Consider the following 21,825-nt stretch of genomic DNA (forward strand, 5'->3'; position numbering starts at 1 on the left):
TTTTAAGATATGAGTATTCTTACAAAAGGGTTAGCCAAGCTTTTCGGAAGCAAGTCAGATAGGGATATAAAGGAAGTGACCCCTTATGTTGAAGAAATCAACAAAATATATACTTCACTCGCAGGTTTATCGGACGATGAGCTAAGAGGAAAAACGGAAGAACTTAAAACACGAATCGCCACCGACCTGAAGTCTATAGATGACCAGATTGCTGAGCTGCATGACAAAATTCAGAATCAACCAGATCTGGATATTCAGGAAAAGGAAGCCACCTTCGAAGCCATCGATAAACTGGAAGAAGATCGCAATGAGGCTCTGGAGAAAACCCTCATGACTATTTTGCCTGAGGCCTTTGCCATAGTTAAAGAAACAGCCAGAAGGTTCAAAGAAAACGGACAGCTACAGGTAACCGCTACTTTGTGGGACAGGCAACTTGCCGCAAAGGGTGATCATATTGTCATTGATGGTGATAAGGCCACCTGGAAGAACGAATGGATGGCAGCAGGTAGCCGTGTGAAATGGGAAATGCTTCATTATGATGTGCAGCTAATTGGAGGAATAGTATTGCATCAGGGTAAAATTGCCGAAATGGCTACAGGTGAGGGTAAAACCCTGGTAGCAACACTGCCTGCCTACCTGAATGCTTTGGCTGGTCGTGGAGTTCATGTAGTAACCGTAAACGATTACCTGGCCAAGCGAGACTCAGAGTGGATGGCTCCTCTCTTTCAGTTCCATGGCCTGAGCATAGACTGTATAGACAAACACCAGCCTAATTCACAGGAGAGAAGAGAGGCTTATCGATGCGACATTACCTACGGAACCAACAATGAATTTGGCTTCGATTACTTGCGCGATAACATGGCCAGAGAGTCTACTGAACTGGTTCAACGCAAGCATCATTTTGCTATGGTCGATGAGGTTGATTCCGTTTTGATAGATGAAGCCCGTACACCACTTATTATTTCAGGCCCCGTTCCAAGAGGTGATGAGCACGAATTTTATGATTTAAAACCTCGTATTCAGAAGCTGGTAGATGCCCAGAGAAAACTATGTAGTCAATACCTCAACGATGCCAAGAAGCTCATAGGAGAGGGTAGTGAACAAGAAGGTGGACTGGCACTATTCAGGGCCTATAGAGGACTGCCTAAATACAAGCCGCTAATCAAGTACTTGAGTGAAACCGGGGTAAAGGCCATTTTGCAGAAGACAGAAAACTTTTATCTGCAAGACAACCAGAAGAACATGCCTCAGGCCGATGAGCCTCTATTCTTTACCATCGATGAGAAGAGCAATGCAGTAAATCTCACCGAAAGAGGAACAGAATTGATTACCGGAGAAGGTGAAGATCCAAACTTCTTCATACTCACCGATATTGGTGATGTAGTGGCTCAGTTGGAGAAAAGTGAAGGTCTGACTGATGAAGAAAAGCTCAAAAAGAAAGATGAGGCCATAAAAGACTATAGTGTAAAAGCGCAGCGTATACATACTGTAAACCAGTTGCTCAAGGCCTATACCATGTTTGAACGCGATACCGAGTACATTGTGGTAGACAACAAGGTAAAAATTGTTGACGAGCAAACCGGTAGGGTAATGGAAGGCCGAAGATACTCCGATGGTCTTCACCAGGCCATAGAGGCTAAAGAGAATGTAAAGGTTGAAGATGCCACGCAAACCTACGCAACCATTACACTCCAGAACTACTTCCGTATGTACCACAAATTGGCTGGTATGACGGGTACTGCCGAAACAGAAGCCGGTGAGTTTTGGGAAATATACAAGCTCGATACGGTGGTAATTCCAACCAACCGGCCCATACAAAGAGACGATAGACAAGACAAAGTATACAAGACCGTACGCGAAAAATTCAATGCAGTAGTCGATGAAATTGTGGAGCTTACCGAACAAGGCAGGCCTGTGTTGGTCGGTACAACTTCGGTAGAAATTTCGGAGATACTGAGCCGAATGCTCAATCTCAAGAAAATTCAGCATCAGGTGCTCAATGCTAAGCAACACGCGCGCGAAGCCGATATTGTTGCCGAGGCAGGTAAACCAGGTACTGTAACAATAGCCACCAACATGGCGGGTAGAGGTACCGACATTAAGTTGCATCCAGACTCTAAGGCCGCGGGAGGTTTGGCCATTATTGGTACCGAACGCCATGAATCGCGAAGGGTAGACCGACAGCTTCGGGGTAGAGCCGGTAGACAAGGAGACCCCGGGTCTTCACAGTTCTTTGTCTCGCTCGAAGACAACCTGATGAGACTCTTTGGTTCAGACCGGGTGGCAAAGCTAATGGACCGTATGGGGCTCAAAGAGGGTGAAATGATTCAACACTCTATGATTACCAAGTCTATTGAAAGAGCTCAAAAGAAGGTTGAAGAAAACAACTTTGGTATTCGAAAAAGACTGCTGGAGTATGACGATGTAATGAATCAGCAACGCACGGTAATCTACGACAGACGTAGAAATGCCCTGCAAGGTGAGAGGCTTCAGCTCGACATCATGAACATGATGTATGATACCTGCGAGGAAATTGTAAATAACAGTAAGCCCGCCTCAGATTACGATGCCTTTAAGCTCAACTGCATTAGCATTTTGGGGCTAGACACAAAAATTTCTGAAGATCAGTTTACAACCACCGGCCAAAACAATCTGGTGAATGACCTTTATGAAGAAGCTTTTTCGGCCTATCAGGCTAAGAATAAGCTAATAGCTGAGCGAACACTGCCGTTGATGAAACACATTCAAAAGGAGCGCGGTGCAACCGTAACCAACATTCTCTTACCGTTTACTGACGGAAAGAGACAAATTGGTGTGGCTGTCAATCTGGAGAAGACCATTGAATCGAATAATGCAGAGCTCATTAGAGCCATGGAAAAATCCATTACCCTTGGTGTAATCGACCTTACCTGGAAGGAACACTTAAGGGATATGGACGACCTGAAGCAATCGGTACAAAATGCAGTGTACGAGCAAAAAGATCCACTGTTAATCTATAAGTTCGAAGCCTTTGAGATGTTCAAAGCCTTCCTGACCAAAGTGAACGAAGAGACTATATCATTCCTTACCAAGTCTTTCATTCCGAGCGAAGACCCCAATAGGGTTCAAGAGGCTCGTTCGTCCAGAAGAGAAAACTACAACGAATCCAAAGAAGAGTCGAAAAGTGCGCTGGCCGGAAGACAAGATACGCGCAACCGACCTCCCGCTGAAAAAGTGGCGCCTATAAAGTCTGAAAAGATTTATGGAAGAAACGACAGGGTTTCGGTGCAGTACGCAGACGGTACTGTAAAAAAAGACGTTAAATTCAAGGTAGTAGAGGAAGATATTAAGAACAATAAATGTGTTGTGCTCGATGAATAAGCCATTAAAGAACCTTGCGCTGTGCCTGACTTTGGGCTGGGTGTGTTGGGCTTGTAGCCCACAAACAGTACCACAACAAACCAGCGTAATTGACTATTCGTACGAAGACGACATCACCAAGTATCGGCCTTTGTTTGAGCCGGAACAAACAAAGGAGAAGGTGAGCAATGAGGTTCAGTCTAATAGCCCCATGCGTGTTTCTTTCGATGTTTCAGACAAATTGAATGCAGTTATCGACAGCATGGTGGCCAGGAATGACAGCCTTGGAGTAATTAGTGGCTATACTGTGCTGGTTTATTCAGGTAACGATGAACTACAGGCAGGTCGAATAAGAAACCGCTTGTTCGATTTGGTGCCGGAACACGAAGCCAGGTTTAGCTACAAGCTTCCCACCTACTTTGTCAAGGTAGGACAGTTCTATCAGCAAATAGAAGCTCAGGCTCTCTACAGAAAGATTAGAAGCTACTATCCTACGGCCTCTATAGTACCCGATAAATTCCCAATAAAGAATGATTGATCAGCAAAAGGTAAAAGCGCTGGCGCAAGCCTTTGCTGCCGAAACGATTGATATTAGGAGACATATTCATGCCAATCCGGAGTTGTCGTACGAAGAATTCGAAACCGCTAAGTATGTAACCTCGCGCCTTCAAGAATGGGGTATAGCCTATAAAGAAGGTGTGGCAGGTACCGGAGTAGTTGGGCTTATCTATGGTAAAAATCCGGAAAAGTGTACAGTGGCCCTTAGAGGCGATATGGATGCATTGCCAATCACAGAGACTAATGAGGTATTCTATAAATCTAAGAATGAGGGAATAATGCATGCCTGTGGGCACGATGTCCATACCGCCTGCTTACTTGGGGCTGCCAGAATACTTCAGGAGTTGCGCCATAGCTTTGAAGGTACAGTTAAGCTTGTTTTTCAGCCGGGAGAAGAGAAAAACCCTGGTGGCGCTTCTTTAATGATCAAAGAAGGAGTGTTAGAAAACCCAAACCCTCAGGCCATGTTTGGCCAGCACGTGATGCCATTTATACCTACAGGTAAAGTGGGTTTCAGAGAAGGAAAGTACATGGCCAGTGCCGATGAGATTTACCTGACCGTGAAAGGAAAAGGAGGGCACGCGGCTCTTCCGGAGCGTTCAGTAGACCCTATTGTTATTGCTGCACAGATAATTACCGCAATGCAACAAGTGGTTAGCCGAAGTGCAGACCCCAAAACACCCACAGTGCTCACTTTCGGAACCATACATGGAGGCCATGCTCAAAATATTATTCCTGATGAGGTGAAATTATCAGGCACTTTTAGAGCCCTTGATGAGGAATGGAGGTTTAAAGCGCATGAGCTTATTACCAACATTGCTCAGGGTATAGCCACTGGTCTTGGCGGAAGTTGCGATGTTCACATTGATGTAGGCTATCCGTATCTCTGCAACGATGAAGCTACCACTCAACTGGCTCGAAGAGCAGCTGAAGATTATCTGGGAGAAGAAAATGTGGTCGACCTGGATTTATGGCTTGGAGCCGAAGATTTTGCTTATTATAGTCACCAGGTACCATCTTGCTTTTACCGGCTGGGTACGGGCAATGAAGACAAAGGAACTACCAAGGGTGTTCATACCCCCAACTTTAATATCGATGAAGATGCCATTGAAGTTGGAATAGGTCTTATGGCCTGGATTGCCCTTAATCGGTTAAACACCAACGGTTAAGAATCTGAGCAAGAAAACCAAACCAACACTTACTGCCAGACCAAAGAATACTTTGCCTAGGTCTTTGCCCAAATCTTTGAGAGTATCGTTAGAAACGGCTCCATAAGCAAAATACTTGATACCTATTTCTCTACCTGCCAATAGGCCTAAGAATACCCAGGTGGTACTCATTGGAATGTTGTTCAGCTCTTTAAAAAACAGGAGTATCAGCGCATACGAAAAGTCTATGATGGTGGCCGATCTGATATCCATTGTGTTGGTTTTTGACTTCACAATGCGTTGTATGGCGCCACCTTTGGAATAGAATATATAGGCCAGTAGTACCAGAAAAATACCCAGAGAGAAAATGAGATTGGCCGAAGATACCTGCCGTGGCAGGTACACATATATATTGGCGAAGTCTTGAATAAGCCATTGCGACCACAAAAATCCGGTAGAAAGCCATTGAAGAACCGTCCAAAGTTTAATCTGCTTCTTTGAAGCCGGGTTTTCTATAAAGTGCTTTTCCAGCCTTTTAGCAATGGCCAGGTAAATAAGTATTGCCACGCCAAAAGCTACTAAATAGCCCGACATGGATTTGTATACCATGTCTTCCAGATTCTTAGGGTTAAAGAAGGTAAGAATTAGAAAAGAAGTACTAACCGGTATACCATATCGAGTAATAATGAGCAGTACAATTGGTGGCAAAAGATAAGGCCATCCGAAGTTGACAATATCGGCCGGATTTTTATATACCGGATTACTAAAACTGTGACTATCGGGATCTCCTATTAGACGGCCGTAACTCACATCGCCACCATTAATAAACCAGCCGTAGACCAAAACCACACCTAGAATGGAAGCTGCGAAAATCCATAAAACCCACCACTTTCTGTGTTCATTAGAAGAAAGAAAAGTACCGAGTGTTTGAATTACGTCATTGCCGATTACAGAGTATGCTGACAATACAAAACCAACATACATTACTATTTCGAGCTGGGACATTGTGGAGGGACTTCTGAATTAAATGTTGTTAAGCATTCAAATGAAGCACAAAGCTAAAACTTCTTTTTACATAATCGGAAAACCGAGCCATGTACTATTGGTTGACTGTCAAGGAATTATGACATAATATTTTCATAAGTTCCACAAAATCAATTAGATACACTATTAACAATTTTTTCACTATTCTGCGAATTGTTAACATAGCCTTTACATGACGGGGTCGTTAACCGAGGGCGATTGATCTATTTTTGCAGGATATTTTAGGACAGGTATACGCAGACCAGCCTCAATGAGCCAGGATTTAGAAAAAAATAGCATCAACAAACCCATAGAGTGGGCAAAAACGAGCTTGTTGTTCGTTTTGGCCATTTTATTGTTTTTGCTGGCCATCGATATGGTAGGCGAGTCTGTGACTATGCTAGGTCAGGAAACAGCAAAATCCATTCTTTTAGCAACATCCAACCCGTTTATTGGTCTCTTCATTGGCCTGTTGGCTACTGCACTCATTCAAAGTAGTTCAACAGTTACATCAATGACAGTGGCCGTAGTGGCTTCGGGCTATTTAACTCTCGGTAATGCCATACCCGTGGTTATGGGAGCCAATGTAGGTACCACCTTAACTAGTACCTTGGTTTCTCTGGGGTTCATTACCAAAAGAAATCAGTTTAGGAAGGCCATTTCGGCAGGAACTATTCACGACTTCTTCAATATCATAACCGTGCTGATAGTATTCCCCCTGGAGTACTACTATGGTACACTTAGTTATCTGGCCCAACAGTTAACTGCGTTGGTAGATGAGTCTACTATGGGCTTCGATCTGTTTCAGGGTAGCAAGGGCTTAGGTTTGTCCAGAATAAGCCAGTGGTTGGTAGAAGCACTGCCTCAAAATTTTATTACCCTATTGTTGGCGCTGGCCCTTCTTTTCGCATCCATAAAGTTTCTTTCTACCATTATTTACAAAAGGCTTATTGGTAGCTCCAAAGACCGGATGAGGAAGTACGTTTTCGCCAATCCCTATAAGTCTTTTGGTTGGGGGGTGCTCATTACAGGAGGAGTTCAGTCAAGCTCCATTACCACCTCTTTGATGGTGCCTATGGTGGCCTCGGGAAAAGTGATGCTTCACAATGCTTTTCCCTTTATAATGGGAGCAAATATTGGTACAACTATTACCGCACTTTTGGCGGCATTTAATAAATCGGATGCCGCCATTAGCCTGGCTTTCGTTCATATTTTGTTCAACCTTATAGGTGTGTTGGTGTTTTTGCCATTTCCTGCACTTAGGAATATACCCGTTATGTTGGCCAGCCGCTTTGGTGCTCTAACCCTTGATTCCAGGATTATCGGTTTCTCTTATATTCTCTTTACCTTTTTCCTAATGCCTTTTACCCTTATTTACTTAAACAAAGGGCATGTGACCGAGCGTACCTATTTGTTTGAGAACCTTACGGCCCACGGAGAAAGTAGTCTTACCACCATTAAAGTTCGAAGAGAGGTTGCCGAAAATAAGCTGGACTATTATATATATAAAGGTACCCTGCCGGATGATGGTGTTTTGCCCGATACCATATTTATGATTAGAGAGCGGCACAATAGGTTTGCCACGGTAGATCAGGTATGTACCTATAAAAATACTACCCTTCAGTTTAATAAGGATCATAAGATTATAAGCCTCAATGATACCTCCACTTATAGGACTGAGAGCCTGAAGCTTGAACATCTCAATTATATTAAAGTACAATTAGGAGATGGGCTAATCGGACATTATTGGTTCGATTTAGATCAGAAGATTGCCGTGAAATCTGAGGTGGTAAAGTCCAATGGTGAGTTGCTGAAATCGTCAAAGTTAATTTCGATACAATAATTAGCCTGCTTCTTTTTATCTTGCCATAAACAAACTAGGCTTGAAAATCTTTGATTTTAATAGACTGTCCGAAACTCTGGGGGCGTATGTTGAAACGCGCATTGAGTTGCTCAAGCTCGATATGAAGGAAGAGTTGGGCAAAGGTATAGCCAAAACTCTTACCTGGGCTTTTGTTCTGCTCTGTGTGCTGGCAGCCATATTCTTTGGCTCCTTTGGCCTTTCTGTATGGATCAACCAGCTTTTAGAAAGTAGTTACACCGGCTTCTTGTTGGTTGGCGCATTCTATACAATTTTGGCTTTAACGACTTATACATTACGGGCCAAAATTGAACATAGATTTCTAAGTAAATTCAAGGAAGTTGAAGAGATAGACTCACCAGACGAAAATGAGCAATAAACAAGAGTTAACAGCAAGAAGTAAGGAGTTGAAAGATGCTATCGATGAGCAAATTAACACCTTTAAAGATCGTGTTGAAAAATACGGTAAGGTTGGTCTGTGGATAGGCGGAGGCTTGGTGGCCGTTTATTTATTGTCTAAAATTTTCGATTCGGAAGATGAACAGGAAGAGGCAGAAGTGGAGCCTGAAAGCAGAGAGGTGCTACTGGTAGAGAAGGTACCAAAGTCCAAAGTGTTGGTACCTGAATCAAAGTCTAATTTTCTTTCTGACACCATAAAGGAACAAGCCATTATTTTTTTATTGGGCTTGGCTGCAGAACAACTTAGATCGTTTTTGAAAAACATTAATGCGAAAGATGCAGAAGAAGATTTTGAATGATATTACCCAGCGTAAAAGCAAGTCTTCTAAAGCATTGGCCGTACTCATAGATCCAGATGATGTAGTAGAGGAGTCGGCTTTGATACAATGCCTTAATCGCTGTATAGAAAACGCTGTAGACTATATATTCGTAGGAGGTAGTCTGGTAAACTCCAACGATATTCATGAGGTAGTCGGCTTTATTAAGTCTTATACCCAAATTCCATGTGTATTATTTCCGGGTAACGCCATTCAAATTGCGCCAGAGGCCGATGCAATTCTTTTTTTGTCTCTTATTTCAGGAAGAAACCCCGAGCTGCTAATAGGTCAGCATGTAGTGGCGGCACCCGTACTAAAACGCAGCAATCTCGAAATTATACCAACAGGCTATATGCTCGTTAATTCTGGCAAAGCCACCAGTGCCTCTTACATGAGTAACTCTCAGCCCCTACCGAATGATAAGCCGGGATTGGCGGCCAGTACAGCTCTGGCTGGTGAAATGCTGGGGATGAAGCTTATGTACCTCGATGCCGGAAGCGGAGCAGATGAGCCAATCGATCAAAAAATAATAAGAGCCGTTCGCAACAACGTGTCAGTTCCCGTGATTGTTGGAGGTGGTCTTAACTCAAGGCAAAAGATTAAAAGAGCTTTTGAAGCCGGGGCCGATTTGGTGGTTATAGGCAATGGAGTACAAAAAAACCTCGATCTGATGACCGAGGCTTGTGAAGTTGTTCAGATGTTTAACGAGGCCTTAAACGTTAATTAGGCTCTCTCTTCTACGCATTTTACCTGCAGGTATTCCAAACATCATTTTAAATCTTCTACAGAAATAAGCGGTGTCTTTATAACCAACTTCTTTACCAATATCTCGAATGCTCTTCTTGGTAGTCCGCAATAGATCTACGGCAGCTTCCATACGTTGGTACTCAATGTAATCTTGAGGGTTAATGCCCGTAAGCATTTTAAAGTACTGACCTACATAGTCTTCCGACACATTGGCAACACGCGCTAAAACTTTATTTGAAAGATCGCCTCCAAGGTTTTCTTTAATGTAGCTGAATATATCGATGAGCCTAGGATCTTTGAAGTACGTACTATTGGTTACCAATTGCTCAACAAATAAGCGATTGTCTAGTATGTAGCGAATAATTTCTACCACCAAGTATTCCGTATTAACCTTAATGATACGGTTTTTACCGGGTTTCACCGAGTTGTCCTCATTAATGATCAAGCGAATAAGGTCAGCGATAAGGCTTGAGTTCTTGATAGCAAAAGGAGTGATGTTCAGTGAAGAAAAGAAGTTCACCGAGTCAAAAACTTTTGCCTCAAACATCACCTGGCTAAATCCATCAACATCGTAGTCGTTGATGTCTGACTCGGAAGCATTCTGCAAATACTTCTTTTTGTTAGAAATAAATTCGTCATTGTTGATGGCGGGAGCAGTTGAAGAACCAAACGAAATGTTTAGCGATTTGCCTCCCGGAATAAATAGCATGTCTCCTTCAGACACCTTTTCCTGATCTGGTCCAAAGTAGATATCGCCATTGTTCACAACGATAATTGTGTTTTCTACATCGTAGAAATTGTTAATGGTAACAGCCTTAGCAATTTTGATGTTTCGACTTTTAATGTAACGAACACCCAGCGATTCAATAATCTTGTTGTAGTCTTCCATGGTCTCTTAGTATGAATTAAAAAGCTATAGATTGAGTCTGCTATAAAAATAGGCTGTTATTGAACAATTTCAAAAAAAAATGACCATTGGAAAGAATCGCTATTCCAATGGTCATATTAGTTGAATAATTTCAATTATTTAAGTAATTCTCTTGAGATTACGATTTTCTGAATTTCTGAAGTGCCTTCGTATATCTGTGTGATTTTCGCATCTCTCATCAAACGCTCCACATGATATTCCTTTACATAGCCATAACCACCGTGTACCTGAACAGCTTCTACTGTCACATCCATAGCTACTTTAGAAGCATATAACTTGGCCATGGCACTTGCCTTGGCAAAGTCTTTTTTCTGATCTTTGAGATGGGCTGCTTTTAAGCAAAGCAAACGTGCGGCCTCAATTTCAGTGGCCATGTCGGCCAGCTTAAACTGAATGGCCTGGTGTTGACTAATGGGTTTGCCAAAAGCTTTGCGTTCTTTCGAGTAGGCCAGGGCTAATTCATAAGCACCGGAAGCAATACCAAGGGCTTGTGAGGCAATGCCTATTCTACCTCCATTGAGTGTAGACATGGCAAACTTAAACCCAAAGCCATCTTCTCCAATTCTGTTTTCCTTGGGTACTTTTACATCTGTAAACATAAGTGAGTGCGTGTCAGACCCTCTAATGCCCAGTTTGTCCTCTTTTTTGCCGACCACGAAACCTTCCATTCCTTTTTCAACGATTAAGCAGTTGATTCCTTTGTGGCCCTTTTCTCTATCTGTTTGAGCAATTACAAGGTAGATAGAAGCAGAGTTTCCATTGGTAATCCAGTTTTTGGTACCATTCAGCAGGTAGTAATCTCCTTTATCTTCTGCGGTAGTTCTCTGAGAGGTTGCGTCTGAGCCGGCTTCGGGTTCGGAAAGACAGAAGGCACCAATCTTTTCTCCGGAAGCTAAGGGCTTCAGATACTTTTGTTTTTGTTCTTCTGTACCAAACTTTTCTAAACCCCAACAAACAAGGCTGTTGTTTACAGACATGCAAACGCTGGCAGAGGCATCTATTTTTGAAATTTCTTCCATGGCAAGCACGTAAGAAATGGTGTCCATGCCACCCCCGCCATATTTTGGGTCAACCATCATTCCCATAAAGCCGAGCTCGCCCATTTTCTTTACTTGCTCGGCTGGGAATTGTTGTTTTTCATCTCGTTCGATTACCCCAGGAAGTAACTCATTCTGAGCAAATTCTCTGGCGGCATCTCTTACTGCTAAGTGTTCTTCTGTTAATTCGAAATTCATAGGTAATGCCTTAACTAACGTTTGTTAGGCAAAGTTATATAAATGTCTAATATATGCTAGTCTCTACCCAAGAATAGGCTTACGTAGTAAAGCAACATAGCCAGGGAGCTCAGCGCGGCTACCATGTAGGTTCTGGCTGCTGCATTGAGCGCGTCTTCAGCCATGCCGTGTTCCTGGCCGGTAGTAATATTCCGCTCTTCTACCCAGGCCAAGGCCCTTTTTGTGGCATCATATTCTACAGGTAAGGTAATGAAGGCGAAAAGCGTAAAGATGGTATATGCCCCAATAATGATAGGCAAAGCAGCATCAAACGTAATAATATTAGGTAGCATGAACGAACCGAATATGAGAGCAAAGAAAAGAAAGTTTATTACCCTACCACTTGCGTTTTGAAGCGGAACAAGAGCAGATCTCATTTCTAATGGTCTGTAAGCGGTTGCATGCTGAATGGCATGACCACACTCGTGAGCTGCTACTGCTGCGGCCATAACGGAGCGGCCACTATACACTTCAGGGCTTAGGTTTACGGTTTTGTCTACCGGGTTGTAATGGTCTGTAAGCTTTCCTTGTACAGAAACTACGCTCACATCGTGAATATTATTATCTCGTAGCATCAGTTCGGCTACTTCTTTACCAGAAAGGCCAATTTGAAGACCAACCTTGGAATACTTGTTAAACTTTCGCTTAAGAGATTGCTGAACCACCAGGCTCACAATCATAATTGCAATAATCAGGATCCAATAAAGTGCCATATTATTTGTCTTTTATTTTTTCAATAATGTTAGTGGTAGAATAGCCGCTGACCAAATCGATGGTTTCAACTTTTCCACCATGCTTTAAAACGATATCTGCGCCTACAATAGTTTCAATAGAGTAGTCGCTTCCTTTCACTAATATATCTGGTATCAGTTGCTCAATCAGTTGTTTTGGTGTGTCTTCTGAGAAAACCGTTACGCCATCGACAAACGACAGGGCTGCCAACATGCGTGAGCGTGCATTTTCCGGGTTAACAGGTCTGTTTTCGCCCTTGAGTTTTCTCACTGAGTTGTCTGCATTCAGGCCTACGACCAACCGATCGCCCAATTGCCTGGCTTTTTCAAGATAGTCGATATGGCCGAGGTGCAGAATATCAAAGCAGCCATTGGTAAAAACTACCTTCAGGCCTTGGTTTTGCCATTCTAAAACCTGAGCCTTCATTGCATCCTGCGATCTAATTTTCTCAGAGGTACTCACTTTACTTGATGTTTTTTACTCCTCACATTTACCAATATAAGGCTTGCTGAACCCACCACTAGAACGGTTAGAAGCTGCGAGGTATGCATGATAGTGGCAAATATTATTCCGTCCTTCTGCTCTATGCCATAAAGTACCAATACGCCTGCCACAAACGAATGAAATGCGCCAATTCCGTTAGGAGCAGGCGATGCCATGCCAAAACTACCCATAACAAGTATGGAAAGACCTGCCAAAATGCCAAGTTCTTTGGTGAGTGGCGACCCAAAAGTAATTACATAGAGCATTAAAAAATAGAGCACCCATATTCCAATGGTGGCCAACCAAAAGTTTAGTGGATTTTTAAGGTGTTTGAGACTTAAGATACCCTCCCAAAGCCCTTTAATAAAAGCTTTAACCTTGATCATCAGAGCTAGTTTTTCGCCCCAACGGCTGTAAAAAAGTATATACAGAGAAGAAATTCCGCCTAAACACAGGAGAGCAAGTATCCACCAGTTGGCTGTCAGGCTCAGCTTCAGGCTATTCAGTCCTTCATGGAAATAGTTTTCCAGCAAGTTGTATTGAAAAAGAAAAGTAAAGAGGGTTAATATCAGTAACATGAACAGGTCTATTACCCGTTCGGTAACTACCGTGCCCAATGCGGTGGACACCGGCACGCGGTCGGTACGATGAAGAACACCACAGCGGGTAACCTCTCCGAGTCGGGGGAAAACGGAGTTGGCCAGGTAGCCAATCATAACCGCAAAATAACTGTTAATGAGACTTGTAGGGTGTTCTGTGCTATCGAGCATTCCTTTCCAGCGCCAAGCCCTTAAAAAATGACTGACAACAGATAGCAAGATACTTAGGCCAATCCACCAGAAATTGAATTCCTGAAGGGCTAGTTTAAAGTCGGTAAGGTTTATTTGGCGAAAAAGATACCAAAAGATTACCCCTGTGAGGAGTAGAATGATAACATACCTAACCAGCTCTTTTGAACTTACTTTCAACCGTATTAATTAAGGCTATTGTTTTGGTCTGGAAATATAACTGTTGGCCGGTGATTTTTGGCTTCTTCTTTATCCATTATTCCGTATGAGATAATAATGATTATATCTCCTACCTGCACTTTTCGGGCTGCGGGGCCATTTAAGCATACGGTTCCGCTGTTTCTTTCCCCTTTAATCACATAGGTTTCAAATCGCTCACCGTTATTAACATTTACAATCTGAACCTTTTCATTTTCAATAAGGTCGGCAGCTTCCATTAGGGCTTCGTCCAACGTTATGCTACCCACATAGTGCAACTCTGCCTGAGTAACTTTTGCCCGATGTATTTTAGATTTAAAAACTTCTATCTGCATTTCTTCTCCCCCAAAGCGAGCGCAAAGCTAAGAAATTAACAGTAAGTTGTCTATTAGTCTAACTCCTCCAATTTCTGCAGCAATGCACAGCGCGGTGCTTTGTTTATTTTCTACCTTTTTTAAAGGTTTAAAATCAGCGGTGCTAACCACTTCAAAATACTCGAGTTGTAAACGCCCGGAACTTGCAATTAGTTCTTTGACCTCTTTTTTGGCTTGTTCAATACTATGTTCCTGGAGTAGTAACTGTTGAGCCTTTTGCAGGGCCTGATACAACAGACAGGCTTCTTGCCGGTCTGAACTTGCAAGACGCTCGTTTCTGGATGACATGGCCAACCCTCCCGGCTCTCTTTTGGTGGGTACCATAAACAGATGAATTGGAAAATTAAATTCGCTGATCAGTTTTTGAATAACGAAGTACTGTTGGAGGTCTTTTTGACCAAAAAATGCCTTTTGAGGCTGAACAATGTTAAAAAGCTTGGAAACCACCAGTCCTACACCATCAAAGTGGCCGGGTCTGAACTTGCCTTCTAACTCATTGGCAATGCTGCCAAGCTTAAGGGTCACCTCTGAGCTTTGCGGATACATCTCGTCAGTAGAAGGTGTAAATACGTAGTCACATCCGGCTTCCTCTAACTTGCGAAGGTCGGCTTCCAGAGTTCTTGGGTAGAGGGCCAGGTCTTCGCGGTTGTTAAATTGAGTGGGGTTCACAAATATGGAGGCAACAGTGATGTCTGTTGCCGACTTTGCTTGCTCTAAGAGGCTCATGTGGCCGGCATGTAAGGCCCCCATTGTAGGTACAAATCCAATGCTGAATTTGCCTCTTAGAGGTTCAAGAGATTTTCGCAGACTTTTTACGGTAGAACAAACTTTCATGAGCGATTAACCAATATTAACGCGACTTTCAATCATGATTCAAAGCCTTTTTCGTTGATTTGAAGGAATTTTGACTAAAAATCCGTACTTTTGTGCTTCTTTTTAGCAAAGAGGTTTCATTAAATTTCCATTAAATATGTCAAAATTAAGGATTCTTTACGTAGCGAGTGAGATCAACCCTTTTCTCCAAACTTCGGCTGTTGCAGACTTTGTGCGCAAATTACCACAGGCCATGCAAGAGCGAGGTATGGAAATCAGGATTTTGGTTCCGCGCTTCGGTCTCATAAATGAGAGAAAGAACAGACTCCATGAAGTGGTTAGGTTGTCTGGCATTAACATTGCCGTTGGTGATGAGGAGAAGCCCCTGGTAATAAAGGTTGCTTCAATTCCTAATGCGAAACTTCAGGTTTACTTTATTGACAACGAAGATTATTTCCATAGAAAGTCTGTCTTCTTCGATAAGAACGACAACTTCTACAAGGATAATGACGAGAGAGCGATTTTCTTCTGTAAAGGAGTGCTTGAGACAGTAAAAAAACTGGGTTGGACCCCTGACATTGTGCATTGCAATGATTGGATGACCAGCCTAATTCCGCTGTACTTAAAAACTACTTACAAGAACGATCCGCTCTTCCAGGATACGAAAACGGTATTTACCATTTACAATAATTCTTTTGCTCATCAGTTTGACGAAGACTTGTTGGATAAGGTGAAGATGATGGACATCTCCGACAGTATGCTCGAAAACCTAAAGTCGGCCGACTTTGCAGGCTTTATTAAAACCGGGGCACAATATGCCGATGCGGTTATTAAAGCAGAAGAAGAGGTGAGCGAAAGTCTTAATCAACTGCTCGAGGAGATCGAAAAACAGAAAACAGTTAACACCATAGAGAAGGACGATAACTTCTTAGATTCGTACTACAACTTATATAATGAACTTGTTGGCTAAGATTAAAAGTTGCGGGGCTCTGCTTTTGGGCCTCGCAATTTTATATTCTTGTGAGGAGAAGGGAGATTTTGGATTAGCAACAGACGATGTTGCCCCGGTAGAATTTAATACTACCAATGTGGCTATCGAAAGTTCGCTGGTTCAGCTGGACTCAGTAATAACGGCATATCAGGGCCGTTTTTTAGTAGGTAGCCTAAACAACACCTTGTTGGGCAACTATACGGCTACAGGATTTTTGGCCATTAATGGCAGAACAGGGAATATTCCCAGTTTTGACGATGATGCCAAGTACGATTCTGTAAGAATTGAGTTCAAGATCAACTACATGCACGATACCTCATCGACCAACAGAGATCTAGATCTTGAGCTTTTCGACATTACAGAAGAGTTTGAAGACACACTTTACATAGCCTCTAATAGCTTGGAGTATAGTAACCGATTGTTGGCATTGGGTAGTTTTGTTATTGAGGACACTGACTCGGTCTATGCCATGTTGGGTGACGATGCTTGGGGTAATGAACTTTTTAATGGCTTAAAGAACGGAAGCTCAAATTTTGAGAATCAGGAGAACTTTAGCCAGTATTTGCCCGGTATAGCGTTTAGAACTGCGGCAGACCAAGGCAATGTATTTGGTTTCACGCCAGGGGTAGACTTTAGAATTAGAGTTTATTATAACGAGCCTAATGCTGACAACACAGATGTGGTGAGCAGGTACTTCGAAATGAACGGCTTTAATATGCCCTACTTTTTTAACGTGGCTTACGATAGAAGCGCTACGGAATTTGGTGTGGTGGATCAGACCAATACAGAGTACTCGGGTACAAATAGCCTTGCGGTCCATTCAGGCTCCGGACTGGTTACAAAACTTAATTTGAATCAATTGGTGTCTTTTAGCGAAACGGTTCAAGGAGCCATAATTAACTCGGCTCACATAGAAATTGGACCTATAGAAGAACCCTCCAACTTGCAAACACTGCCCAATTCGCTATTACTCTATTTAACCGATGAGCGTAATACCAGGATTAGAGACGGGTCATCCTACCGCTCTATCCAGCAAGATGGTTCGAGTCAGCTCATTAGTAATTTCCCTGTGTTGCTTCGATACAATAAGGAAACAAAAAAGTACTCTGCCTCGATTACATCGTTTGTTAAAGTCTATTATCAAGACGACTACCGAAGGGATGAATACTTCCTTTACCCTTCAGACATGAACTCTACACTGAGGGGTTTTACTTTTAACAAGGACAACCTGAGCATCAAGATTTTCTATTCTGAGTTGAGGTAAGCCCTCGATTTTTATTACTTTTCAAAAAAAAATCTCATGTGCGGAATTGTTGGATATATAGGTCATAGAGAAGCCTATCCTGTTATTATTAAGGGGCTTCAGAGATTAGAATACAGAGGATATGACAGTGCAGGGGTTGCCCTTTTAGATGGCGACCTTAATGTATATAAGAAACAAGGTAAAGTAGCTACTCTACATGATTTTGCTAAGGATAAGCCTCTTGGGGCTAAAGTAGGTATTGGGCATACACGATGGGCTACTCATGGGGCTCCGAGCGATCATAATGCACACCCACATGTTTCTAATAGTGGAAAGCTGGTGATGATTCATAACGGTATTATTGAAAACTATGCCGCAATCAAAACTGAACTTACTCAAAAAGGCTACACTTTTAAAAGTGAAACCGACTCCGAAGTTTTTGTAAACTTTATAGAAGACATCTATCAAAATACACTGGTAGATTTGGCCGAAGCGGTGAGACTCGCTTTGACTAAAGTAATTGGTGCCTACGCTATTGTAATACTTTCTACAGAAAATCCTGACTTGGTGATAGCCGCCAGAAAGGGGAGCCCGTTGGTGGTAGGTTTAGGTAAAAATGAATTCTTCCTTGCTTCTGATGCAACGCCTATAATTGAATACACAAATGAAGTAGTTTATCTGGATGATCAGGAAATAGCCATTATTGAAAACAACAACCTTACTATAAAAAACATTGAGGATGTTGAAATGAAGCCCTATATCCAAAAAATAGATATGGAGCTTGAGGCTATAGAGAAAGGCGGATATGAACACTTCATGATAAAAGAAATTTTTGAACAGCCTAGATCTATTGGTGACTGTTTAAGGGGAAGACTAAATGCCAACGAAGGTCATCTTCACCTGGGAGGTATTCAAGATTATATCAATAAAATCACTAATGCCGATCGCATTCTGATTATTGCTTGTGGTACCTCTTGGCATGCCGGTTTGGTGGCCGAGTATATTTTCGAGGAATTTTGTAGAATACCTGTGGAGGTAGAATATGCCTCAGAGTTTAGGTATAGAAATCCTGTGGTGGGTGAAAAAGATGTGGTTATTGCTATATCTCAGTCTGGTGAAACTGCCGACACTTTGGCGGCAATTGAACTGGCCAAGAGTAAAGGAGCTACCATTCTGGGAGTTTGCAATGTTGTTGGAAGTTCAATTCCAAGAGCTACACATGCCGGAAGTTATACACATGCGGGTCCGGAAATAGGTGTAGCAAGTACCAAAGCATTTACGGCCCAAATCTCTGTGCTTGCCATGATGGCTTTAATGATTGCGCACAAAAAAGGGGCTATTAAAGAAAGCGTTTACAGAAACTTATTGCTGGAGCTCGATGCTATACCTGATAAGGTAGCGAAATGCCTTGATCTTAACCCGCAGATTGAAATAATTTCAGAGAAATTTAAGAACGCCACCAACTTCTTATACTTGGGTAGAGGCTATAATTTCCCGGTGGCTCTGGAAGGGGCGTTGAAACTCAAAGAAATTTCATACATACACGCAGAAGGGTACCCGGCAGCTGAGATGAAACACGGACCTATTGCGCTTATTGATGAAAATATGCCGGTGGTGTTTATTGCGACCAAAGATGGCTCATACGAAAAAATTGTTTCTAACATTCAGGAAGTAAAAGCCAGAAAGGGGCAGGTTATTGCTGTGGTTACCGAAGGAGATACAGAGATAGGATCAATGGCCGATCACATCATTGAGGTGCCGGCTGCTCATGAAGCGCTTATGCCTCTAATTTCTGTAGTGCCACTGCAGCTGCTAAGCTATCACATAGCTGTAATGAGAGGCTGTAATGTAGACCAACCCAGAAATCTGGCCAAGTCGGTAACAGTAGAATGACTAACTTAAGAGATATTCACGTTTGAGGAGAGGGCATATTTTGTACCTCTCTTCTTTTGTGTCTTCATAAATAGCTTCCAGCACCTCATACACATGGTTTATACCCATGCGTTTCACCCATTCAAAGGGGCCATAAGGGTAGTTTGTTCCGAGCTTCATCCCTTGGTCTATATCTTCTCTAGAGGCAGTCCCTTCCTGCACGGTATAAAAAGCTTCGTTTATGATCATACAGACTACCCTTGGGGTAACCATCCCTACCCTATCTTCTACTATCTCATAGTCGGTATGTAAGGCTTCGCACAGTTCCTCTAACTTTGGACGATTATCAAGAAACGAAACCTCTAAAATCGATCGGTTAATAAAGGTTGGAAGCCCATTGAAACCAAAAAGATTGCATTTTACTTCTTCTTGAAAATAGGCCATTTCAGCAAGGCTAATCTTAGGACTATTCACAAACAAATTGAGTCCCTCCATGCCAGCATATACTTCAAAGTTCTCCGGTTCCTGATCCAGTGAAAAATCGAATATTATGTCCGAGGCACTGATTAATTCATGCGATGGTAGTGTTTCGCTCAGGGTTATTTGGTGTTCATTGCCAAACTTTTCATTGAACTCGGCAAATTCAGAGGGTTGGCCTACGACAAGAAGTTTCATAAATAACTAATTTGGCACAAAACTATTGATTCTCTAAAACTAAACGAATATGTCTAAAAAGATCATTATTAGCGATCAGGCTCCTGCACCAATTGGCCCTTATAGTCAGGCTGTAAAAGCAGGTAACATGCTTTTTGTTTCAGGTCAAATTCCTTTCGATCAGGTAACCGGAGAAATGATAAACGAAAACATTACCGAAGAAACCCATCAGGTGATGAAAAATATTGAAGCCATTCTTTCACAAGCAGGCATGACATTTAAAAACGTTGTAAAGTGCAGCATCTTCATTAAAGATATGAACCAGTTTGCGACTATAAACGAAGCTTACGGGCAGTATTTTAAGGCCGATCCTCCAGCACGCGAAACTGTAGAAGTGGCCAGGTTGCCTAAAGATGTTAATGTAGAAATCTCCTGCATTGCCGTAGACCTTTAGGCTTTAAAAGGTTGTTGGCCAAAGACTTTATATATTTGCGGCCTAATTGAAGAATAGATCATGAGTGTAAGAGTACGTTTTGCCCCTAGTCCAACCGGGGCACTACATATTGGTGGAGTAAGGACAGCTTTGTACAATTACCTTTTTGCTAAAAAGCATAAAGGAACTTTTATTCTGAGAATAGAAGATACTGACCAAACCCGCTTTGTACCGGGAGCAGAGGCCTACATCGAAGAATCGCTGAAGTGGGCCGGTATTGTGCCCGATGAAGGTGTAAACTATGGTGGTAGTTTTGGCCCCTACCGTCAGTCGGAGCGAAAAGAGACCTATCTAAGTTTTGCTCAGAGACTGGTGCAAGAAGGTAAAGCCTACTATGCCTTTGATACACCAGAGGAGTTGGATGCTATGCGCGAACGCCTAAAAGAAGCTCGCGTAGCCAACCCTCAGTACAATGCTGTAACTCGCATGCAAATGACCAATTCGCTTACACTCAGCGAAGAAGAAACGCAAGCCAGAATTGATGCAGGTGAGCCATATGTAATACGGGTAAAGCTGCCGAGAAATGAAGATGTTCGGTTCAAAGACATAGTGCGTGGTTGGGTAGTGGTTAACACAGCAACTTTAGATGATAAAGTGTTGCTGAAGTCTGATGGCATGCCAACCTATCACTTGGCTAACATTGTCGATGATCACCTAATGGAAATCTCACATGTTATCCGTGGAGAAGAGTGGCTACCTTCTGCTCCATTGCACATTATGCTCTATCGGTACTTTGGCTGGCAGGCTCCGGAATTTGCCCATTTACCGTTGTTGCTAAAGCCTGATGGGAATGGCAAGTTGAGTAAAAGAGCTGCCGATCAGTTAGGTTTCCCTATTTTTCCGCTCAACTGGCAAGACCCCGATACCGGAGAACTTTCCGTGGGCTTTAGAGAAGCGGGCTATCTTCCCGATGCGTTTATCAATTTCCTGGCCCTTTTGGGTTGGAATCCGGGCGGAGAGAAAGAATTGTTCAGCATGAATGATCTGATTGATGCCTTTAGCCTTGAGAAAATTAATAAGGCCGGGGCGAAGTTCGATATCGAAAAGGCCAAGTGGTTCAACCAACAGTACCTTAAGTTTATGGATGAGAATGATCTTACGGCCCGGTTTCTTGAACTGCTAGATCGAGAAGTTGAGCCCGACAGAGCAAAAGCAATTGCGGTATCTCTTAAAGAAAGAGTTACCTTCATTCAAGAAATGCCTGAAGCAGGTCGTTTTTACTTTGAAGCCCCTAACACTTACGATGAAAAGGTGGCCCGTAAAAAGTGGAGTAATGAAGCTGCCGAAAAGTTGACCGAGTATGTGCAAGCACTCAAGGAGCAACAGACATTAGATGCCGGGGTGGCCAAGGAAACGCTTCAGAAAATACTGGAGAAAGACGGAACACCCATTGGTAAAGTAATGCCTGCGTTGCGATTGGCTCTTACCGGACAGGCCGGAGGCCCTGATTTAATGGAAATAGTGGCATTGCTCGGAGCCGATGAGGTGTCAGAGCGTATAAAAAAGGCAGCCGATGTATTGAAATAGAAC

At 42.7% G+C, this 21,825-nt stretch carries 21 protein-coding genes; 12 read left to right on the forward strand and 9 right to left on the reverse strand.

What is annotated here, in order from left to right; translation table 11 throughout:
• Positions 1-9: 9 nt before the first annotated feature.
• From secA to IE164_RS04985, 3 genes are read left to right on the forward strand one after another with little or no spacing between them, the layout of a single operon-like run.
• The gene (gene secA / locus IE164_RS04975) at positions 10-3,360 is read left to right on the forward strand and encodes a preprotein translocase subunit SecA (protein ID WP_189629070.1); all 3,351 of its coding nucleotides are present in this window, start codon (positions 10-12) and stop codon (positions 3,358-3,360) included.
• On the forward strand, positions 3,353-3,877 hold the full coding sequence (locus IE164_RS04980) for a hypothetical protein (protein ID WP_189629071.1): 525 nt from the start codon (positions 3,353-3,355) through the stop codon (positions 3,875-3,877). Before secA ends, IE164_RS04980 begins: the two co-directional genes overlap by 8 nt.
• Entirely contained in the window at positions 3,870-5,066 is a 1,197-nt protein-coding gene (locus IE164_RS04985; RefSeq protein ID WP_189629072.1) for a M20 metallopeptidase family protein, read from the forward strand. The genes IE164_RS04980 and IE164_RS04985 overlap by 8 nt, the downstream gene beginning before the upstream one ends.
• Here IE164_RS04985 and IE164_RS04990 read toward each other — a convergent pair.
• Entirely contained in the window at positions 5,049-6,050 is a 1,002-nt protein-coding gene (locus IE164_RS04990; protein ID WP_189629073.1) for a hypothetical protein, read from the reverse strand. The two genes, IE164_RS04985 and IE164_RS04990, sit on opposite strands and share 18 nt — an antisense overlap.
• Positions 6,051-6,339: 289 nt before the next feature.
• On the opposite strand from IE164_RS04990, the gene IE164_RS04995 reads away from it, so the two are divergent.
• Genes IE164_RS04995 through IE164_RS05010 form a run of 4 tightly spaced genes read left to right on the forward strand, consistent with a single transcriptional unit; the run spans position 6,340 to position 9,432 of the window.
• Entirely contained in the window at positions 6,340-7,911 is a 1,572-nt protein-coding gene (locus IE164_RS04995; RefSeq protein ID WP_189629074.1) for a Na/Pi symporter, read from the forward strand.
• Between the two features lie 40 nt (positions 7,912-7,951).
• Positions 7,952-8,308 (forward strand): phage holin family protein, encoded by a 357-nt coding sequence (locus IE164_RS05000; RefSeq protein WP_189629075.1) that lies wholly within the window; start codon positions 7,952-7,954, stop codon positions 8,306-8,308.
• Positions 8,298-8,687 (forward strand): hypothetical protein, encoded by a 390-nt coding sequence (locus tag IE164_RS05005; RefSeq protein ID WP_189629076.1) that lies wholly within the window; start codon positions 8,298-8,300, stop codon positions 8,685-8,687. The genes IE164_RS05000 and IE164_RS05005 overlap by 11 nt, the downstream gene beginning before the upstream one ends.
• Positions 8,665-9,432, forward strand: a complete 768-nt coding sequence (locus IE164_RS05010; protein WP_308440958.1) for a phosphoglycerol geranylgeranyltransferase — start codon at positions 8,665-8,667, stop codon at positions 9,430-9,432. The genes IE164_RS05005 and IE164_RS05010 overlap by 23 nt, the downstream gene beginning before the upstream one ends.
• Here IE164_RS05010 and IE164_RS05015 read toward each other — a convergent pair.
• The 7 genes from IE164_RS05015 to panC all read right to left on the reverse strand — a co-directional run bounded on the left by IE164_RS05015 (position 9,418) and on the right by panC (position 15,063).
• Positions 9,418-10,341, reverse strand: coding sequence for a helix-turn-helix domain-containing protein (locus tag IE164_RS05015; RefSeq protein ID WP_189629078.1), 924 nt, complete (start codon positions 10,339-10,341; stop codon positions 9,418-9,420). The two genes, IE164_RS05010 and IE164_RS05015, sit on opposite strands and share 15 nt — an antisense overlap.
• A 134-nt stretch (positions 10,342-10,475) precedes the next feature.
• Positions 10,476-11,615: an acyl-CoA dehydrogenase gene (locus IE164_RS05020; RefSeq protein ID WP_189629079.1), complete on the reverse strand. Its 1,140-nt coding sequence runs from the start codon at positions 11,613-11,615 to the stop codon at positions 10,476-10,478.
• 56 nt (positions 11,616-11,671) lie between these two features.
• A complete protein-coding gene (locus IE164_RS05025; RefSeq protein ID WP_189629080.1) occupies positions 11,672-12,367 on the reverse strand; it encodes a zinc metallopeptidase in 696 nt (231 codons plus the stop codon).
• Position 12,368: 1 nt separating this feature from the next.
• Positions 12,369-12,812 (reverse strand): D-glycero-beta-D-manno-heptose 1-phosphate adenylyltransferase, encoded by a 444-nt coding sequence (gene rfaE2, locus IE164_RS05030; protein ID WP_189629081.1) that lies wholly within the window; start codon positions 12,810-12,812, stop codon positions 12,369-12,371.
• A gap of 32 nt (positions 12,813-12,844) precedes the next feature.
• Complete coding sequence (locus IE164_RS05035) at positions 12,845-13,837, reverse strand: lysylphosphatidylglycerol synthase transmembrane domain-containing protein (protein ID WP_189629082.1); 993 nt, start codon at positions 13,835-13,837, stop codon at positions 12,845-12,847.
• Between the two features lie 5 nt (positions 13,838-13,842).
• On the reverse strand, positions 13,843-14,190 hold the full coding sequence (panD, locus tag IE164_RS05040; protein ID WP_189629083.1) for an aspartate 1-decarboxylase: 348 nt from the start codon (positions 14,188-14,190) through the stop codon (positions 13,843-13,845).
• Between the two features lie 27 nt (positions 14,191-14,217).
• A complete protein-coding gene (panC, locus tag IE164_RS05045; RefSeq protein ID WP_189629084.1) occupies positions 14,218-15,063 on the reverse strand; it encodes a pantoate--beta-alanine ligase in 846 nt (281 codons plus the stop codon).
• A 136-nt stretch (positions 15,064-15,199) separates the two neighbouring features.
• Between panC and IE164_RS05050 the strand changes: the two genes are divergently transcribed.
• The 3 genes from IE164_RS05050 to glmS are packed head-to-tail and all read left to right on the forward strand — an operon-like array spanning position 15,200 to position 19,169.
• Positions 15,200-16,012, forward strand: a complete 813-nt coding sequence (locus IE164_RS05050) for a glycogen/starch synthase (RefSeq protein WP_189629085.1) — start codon at positions 15,200-15,202, stop codon at positions 16,010-16,012.
• Positions 16,005-17,297: a DUF4270 family protein gene (locus IE164_RS05055; protein ID WP_189629086.1), complete on the forward strand. Its 1,293-nt coding sequence runs from the start codon at positions 16,005-16,007 to the stop codon at positions 17,295-17,297. Before IE164_RS05050 ends, IE164_RS05055 begins: the two co-directional genes overlap by 8 nt.
• 36 nt (positions 17,298-17,333) lie before the next feature.
• Entirely contained in the window at positions 17,334-19,169 is a 1,836-nt protein-coding gene (glmS, locus tag IE164_RS05060) for a glutamine--fructose-6-phosphate transaminase (isomerizing) (protein ID WP_189629087.1), read from the forward strand.
• Here glmS and IE164_RS05065 read toward each other — a convergent pair whose 3' ends face one another.
• Positions 19,170-19,823, reverse strand: coding sequence for a 3-hydroxyacyl-CoA dehydrogenase family protein (locus IE164_RS05065; RefSeq protein ID WP_189629088.1), 654 nt, complete (start codon positions 19,821-19,823; stop codon positions 19,170-19,172).
• Positions 19,824-19,872: 49 nt separating this feature from the next.
• Between IE164_RS05065 and IE164_RS05070 the strand changes: the two genes are divergently transcribed.
• Positions 19,873-20,256 (forward strand): RidA family protein, encoded by a 384-nt coding sequence (locus tag IE164_RS05070; protein ID WP_189629089.1) that lies wholly within the window; start codon positions 19,873-19,875, stop codon positions 20,254-20,256.
• 60 nt (positions 20,257-20,316) lie between these two features.
• A complete protein-coding gene (gene gltX, locus IE164_RS05075) occupies positions 20,317-21,822 on the forward strand; it encodes a glutamate--tRNA ligase (RefSeq protein WP_189629090.1) in 1,506 nt (501 codons plus the stop codon).
• Positions 21,823-21,825: the final 3 nt, after the last annotated feature.

Origin of the sequence: Roseivirga thermotolerans (assembly GCF_014653175.1) — a bacterium.
Taxonomy (GTDB): domain Bacteria; phylum Bacteroidota; class Bacteroidia; order Cytophagales; family Cyclobacteriaceae; genus Roseivirga; species Roseivirga thermotolerans.

Bases quoted from the DNA above. Each gene is read 5' to 3' on its own strand.
- IE164_RS04985 (WP_189629072.1), top strand. From the start codon at position 3,870: ATGATTGATCAGCAAAAGGTAAAAGCGCTGGCGCAAGCCTTTGCTGCC.
- IE164_RS04980 (WP_189629071.1), top strand. From the start codon at position 3,353: ATGAATAAGCCATTAAAGAACCTTGCGCTGTGCCTGACTTTGGGCTGG.
- IE164_RS05005 (WP_189629076.1), top strand. From the start codon at position 8,298: ATGAGCAATAAACAAGAGTTAACAGCAAGAAGTAAGGAGTTGAAAGAT.
- IE164_RS05065 (WP_189629088.1), bottom strand. From the start codon at position 19,823: ATGAAACTTCTTGTCGTAGGCCAACCCTCTGAATTTGCCGAGTTCAAT.
- IE164_RS05010 (WP_308440958.1), top strand. From the start codon at position 8,665: ATGCAGAAGAAGATTTTGAATGATATTACCCAGCGTAAAAGCAAGTCT.
- IE164_RS05025 (WP_189629080.1), bottom strand. From the start codon at position 12,367: ATGGCACTTTATTGGATCCTGATTATTGCAATTATGATTGTGAGCCTG.
- gltX (WP_189629090.1), top strand. From the start codon at position 20,317: ATGAGTGTAAGAGTACGTTTTGCCCCTAGTCCAACCGGGGCACTACAT.
- panD (WP_189629083.1), bottom strand. From the start codon at position 14,190: ATGCAGATAGAAGTTTTTAAATCTAAAATACATCGGGCAAAAGTTACT.
- IE164_RS05020 (WP_189629079.1), bottom strand. From the start codon at position 11,615: ATGAATTTCGAATTAACAGAAGAACACTTAGCAGTAAGAGATGCCGCC.
- rfaE2 (WP_189629081.1), bottom strand. From the start codon at position 12,812: ATGAAGGCTCAGGTTTTAGAATGGCAAAACCAAGGCCTGAAGGTAGTT.
- IE164_RS05050 (WP_189629085.1), top strand. From the start codon at position 15,200: ATGTCAAAATTAAGGATTCTTTACGTAGCGAGTGAGATCAACCCTTTT.
- IE164_RS05015 (WP_189629078.1), bottom strand. From the start codon at position 10,341: ATGGAAGACTACAACAAGATTATTGAATCGCTGGGTGTTCGTTACATT.
- IE164_RS04995 (WP_189629074.1), top strand. From the start codon at position 6,340: ATGAGCCAGGATTTAGAAAAAAATAGCATCAACAAACCCATAGAGTGG.
- glmS (WP_189629087.1), top strand. From the start codon at position 17,334: ATGTGCGGAATTGTTGGATATATAGGTCATAGAGAAGCCTATCCTGTT.
- IE164_RS05070 (WP_189629089.1), top strand. From the start codon at position 19,873: ATGTCTAAAAAGATCATTATTAGCGATCAGGCTCCTGCACCAATTGGC.
- panC (WP_189629084.1), bottom strand. From the start codon at position 15,063: ATGAAAGTTTGTTCTACCGTAAAAAGTCTGCGAAAATCTCTTGAACCT.
- secA (WP_189629070.1), top strand. From the start codon at position 10: ATGAGTATTCTTACAAAAGGGTTAGCCAAGCTTTTCGGAAGCAAGTCA.
- IE164_RS04990 (WP_189629073.1), bottom strand. From the start codon at position 6,050: ATGTCCCAGCTCGAAATAGTAATGTATGTTGGTTTTGTATTGTCAGCA.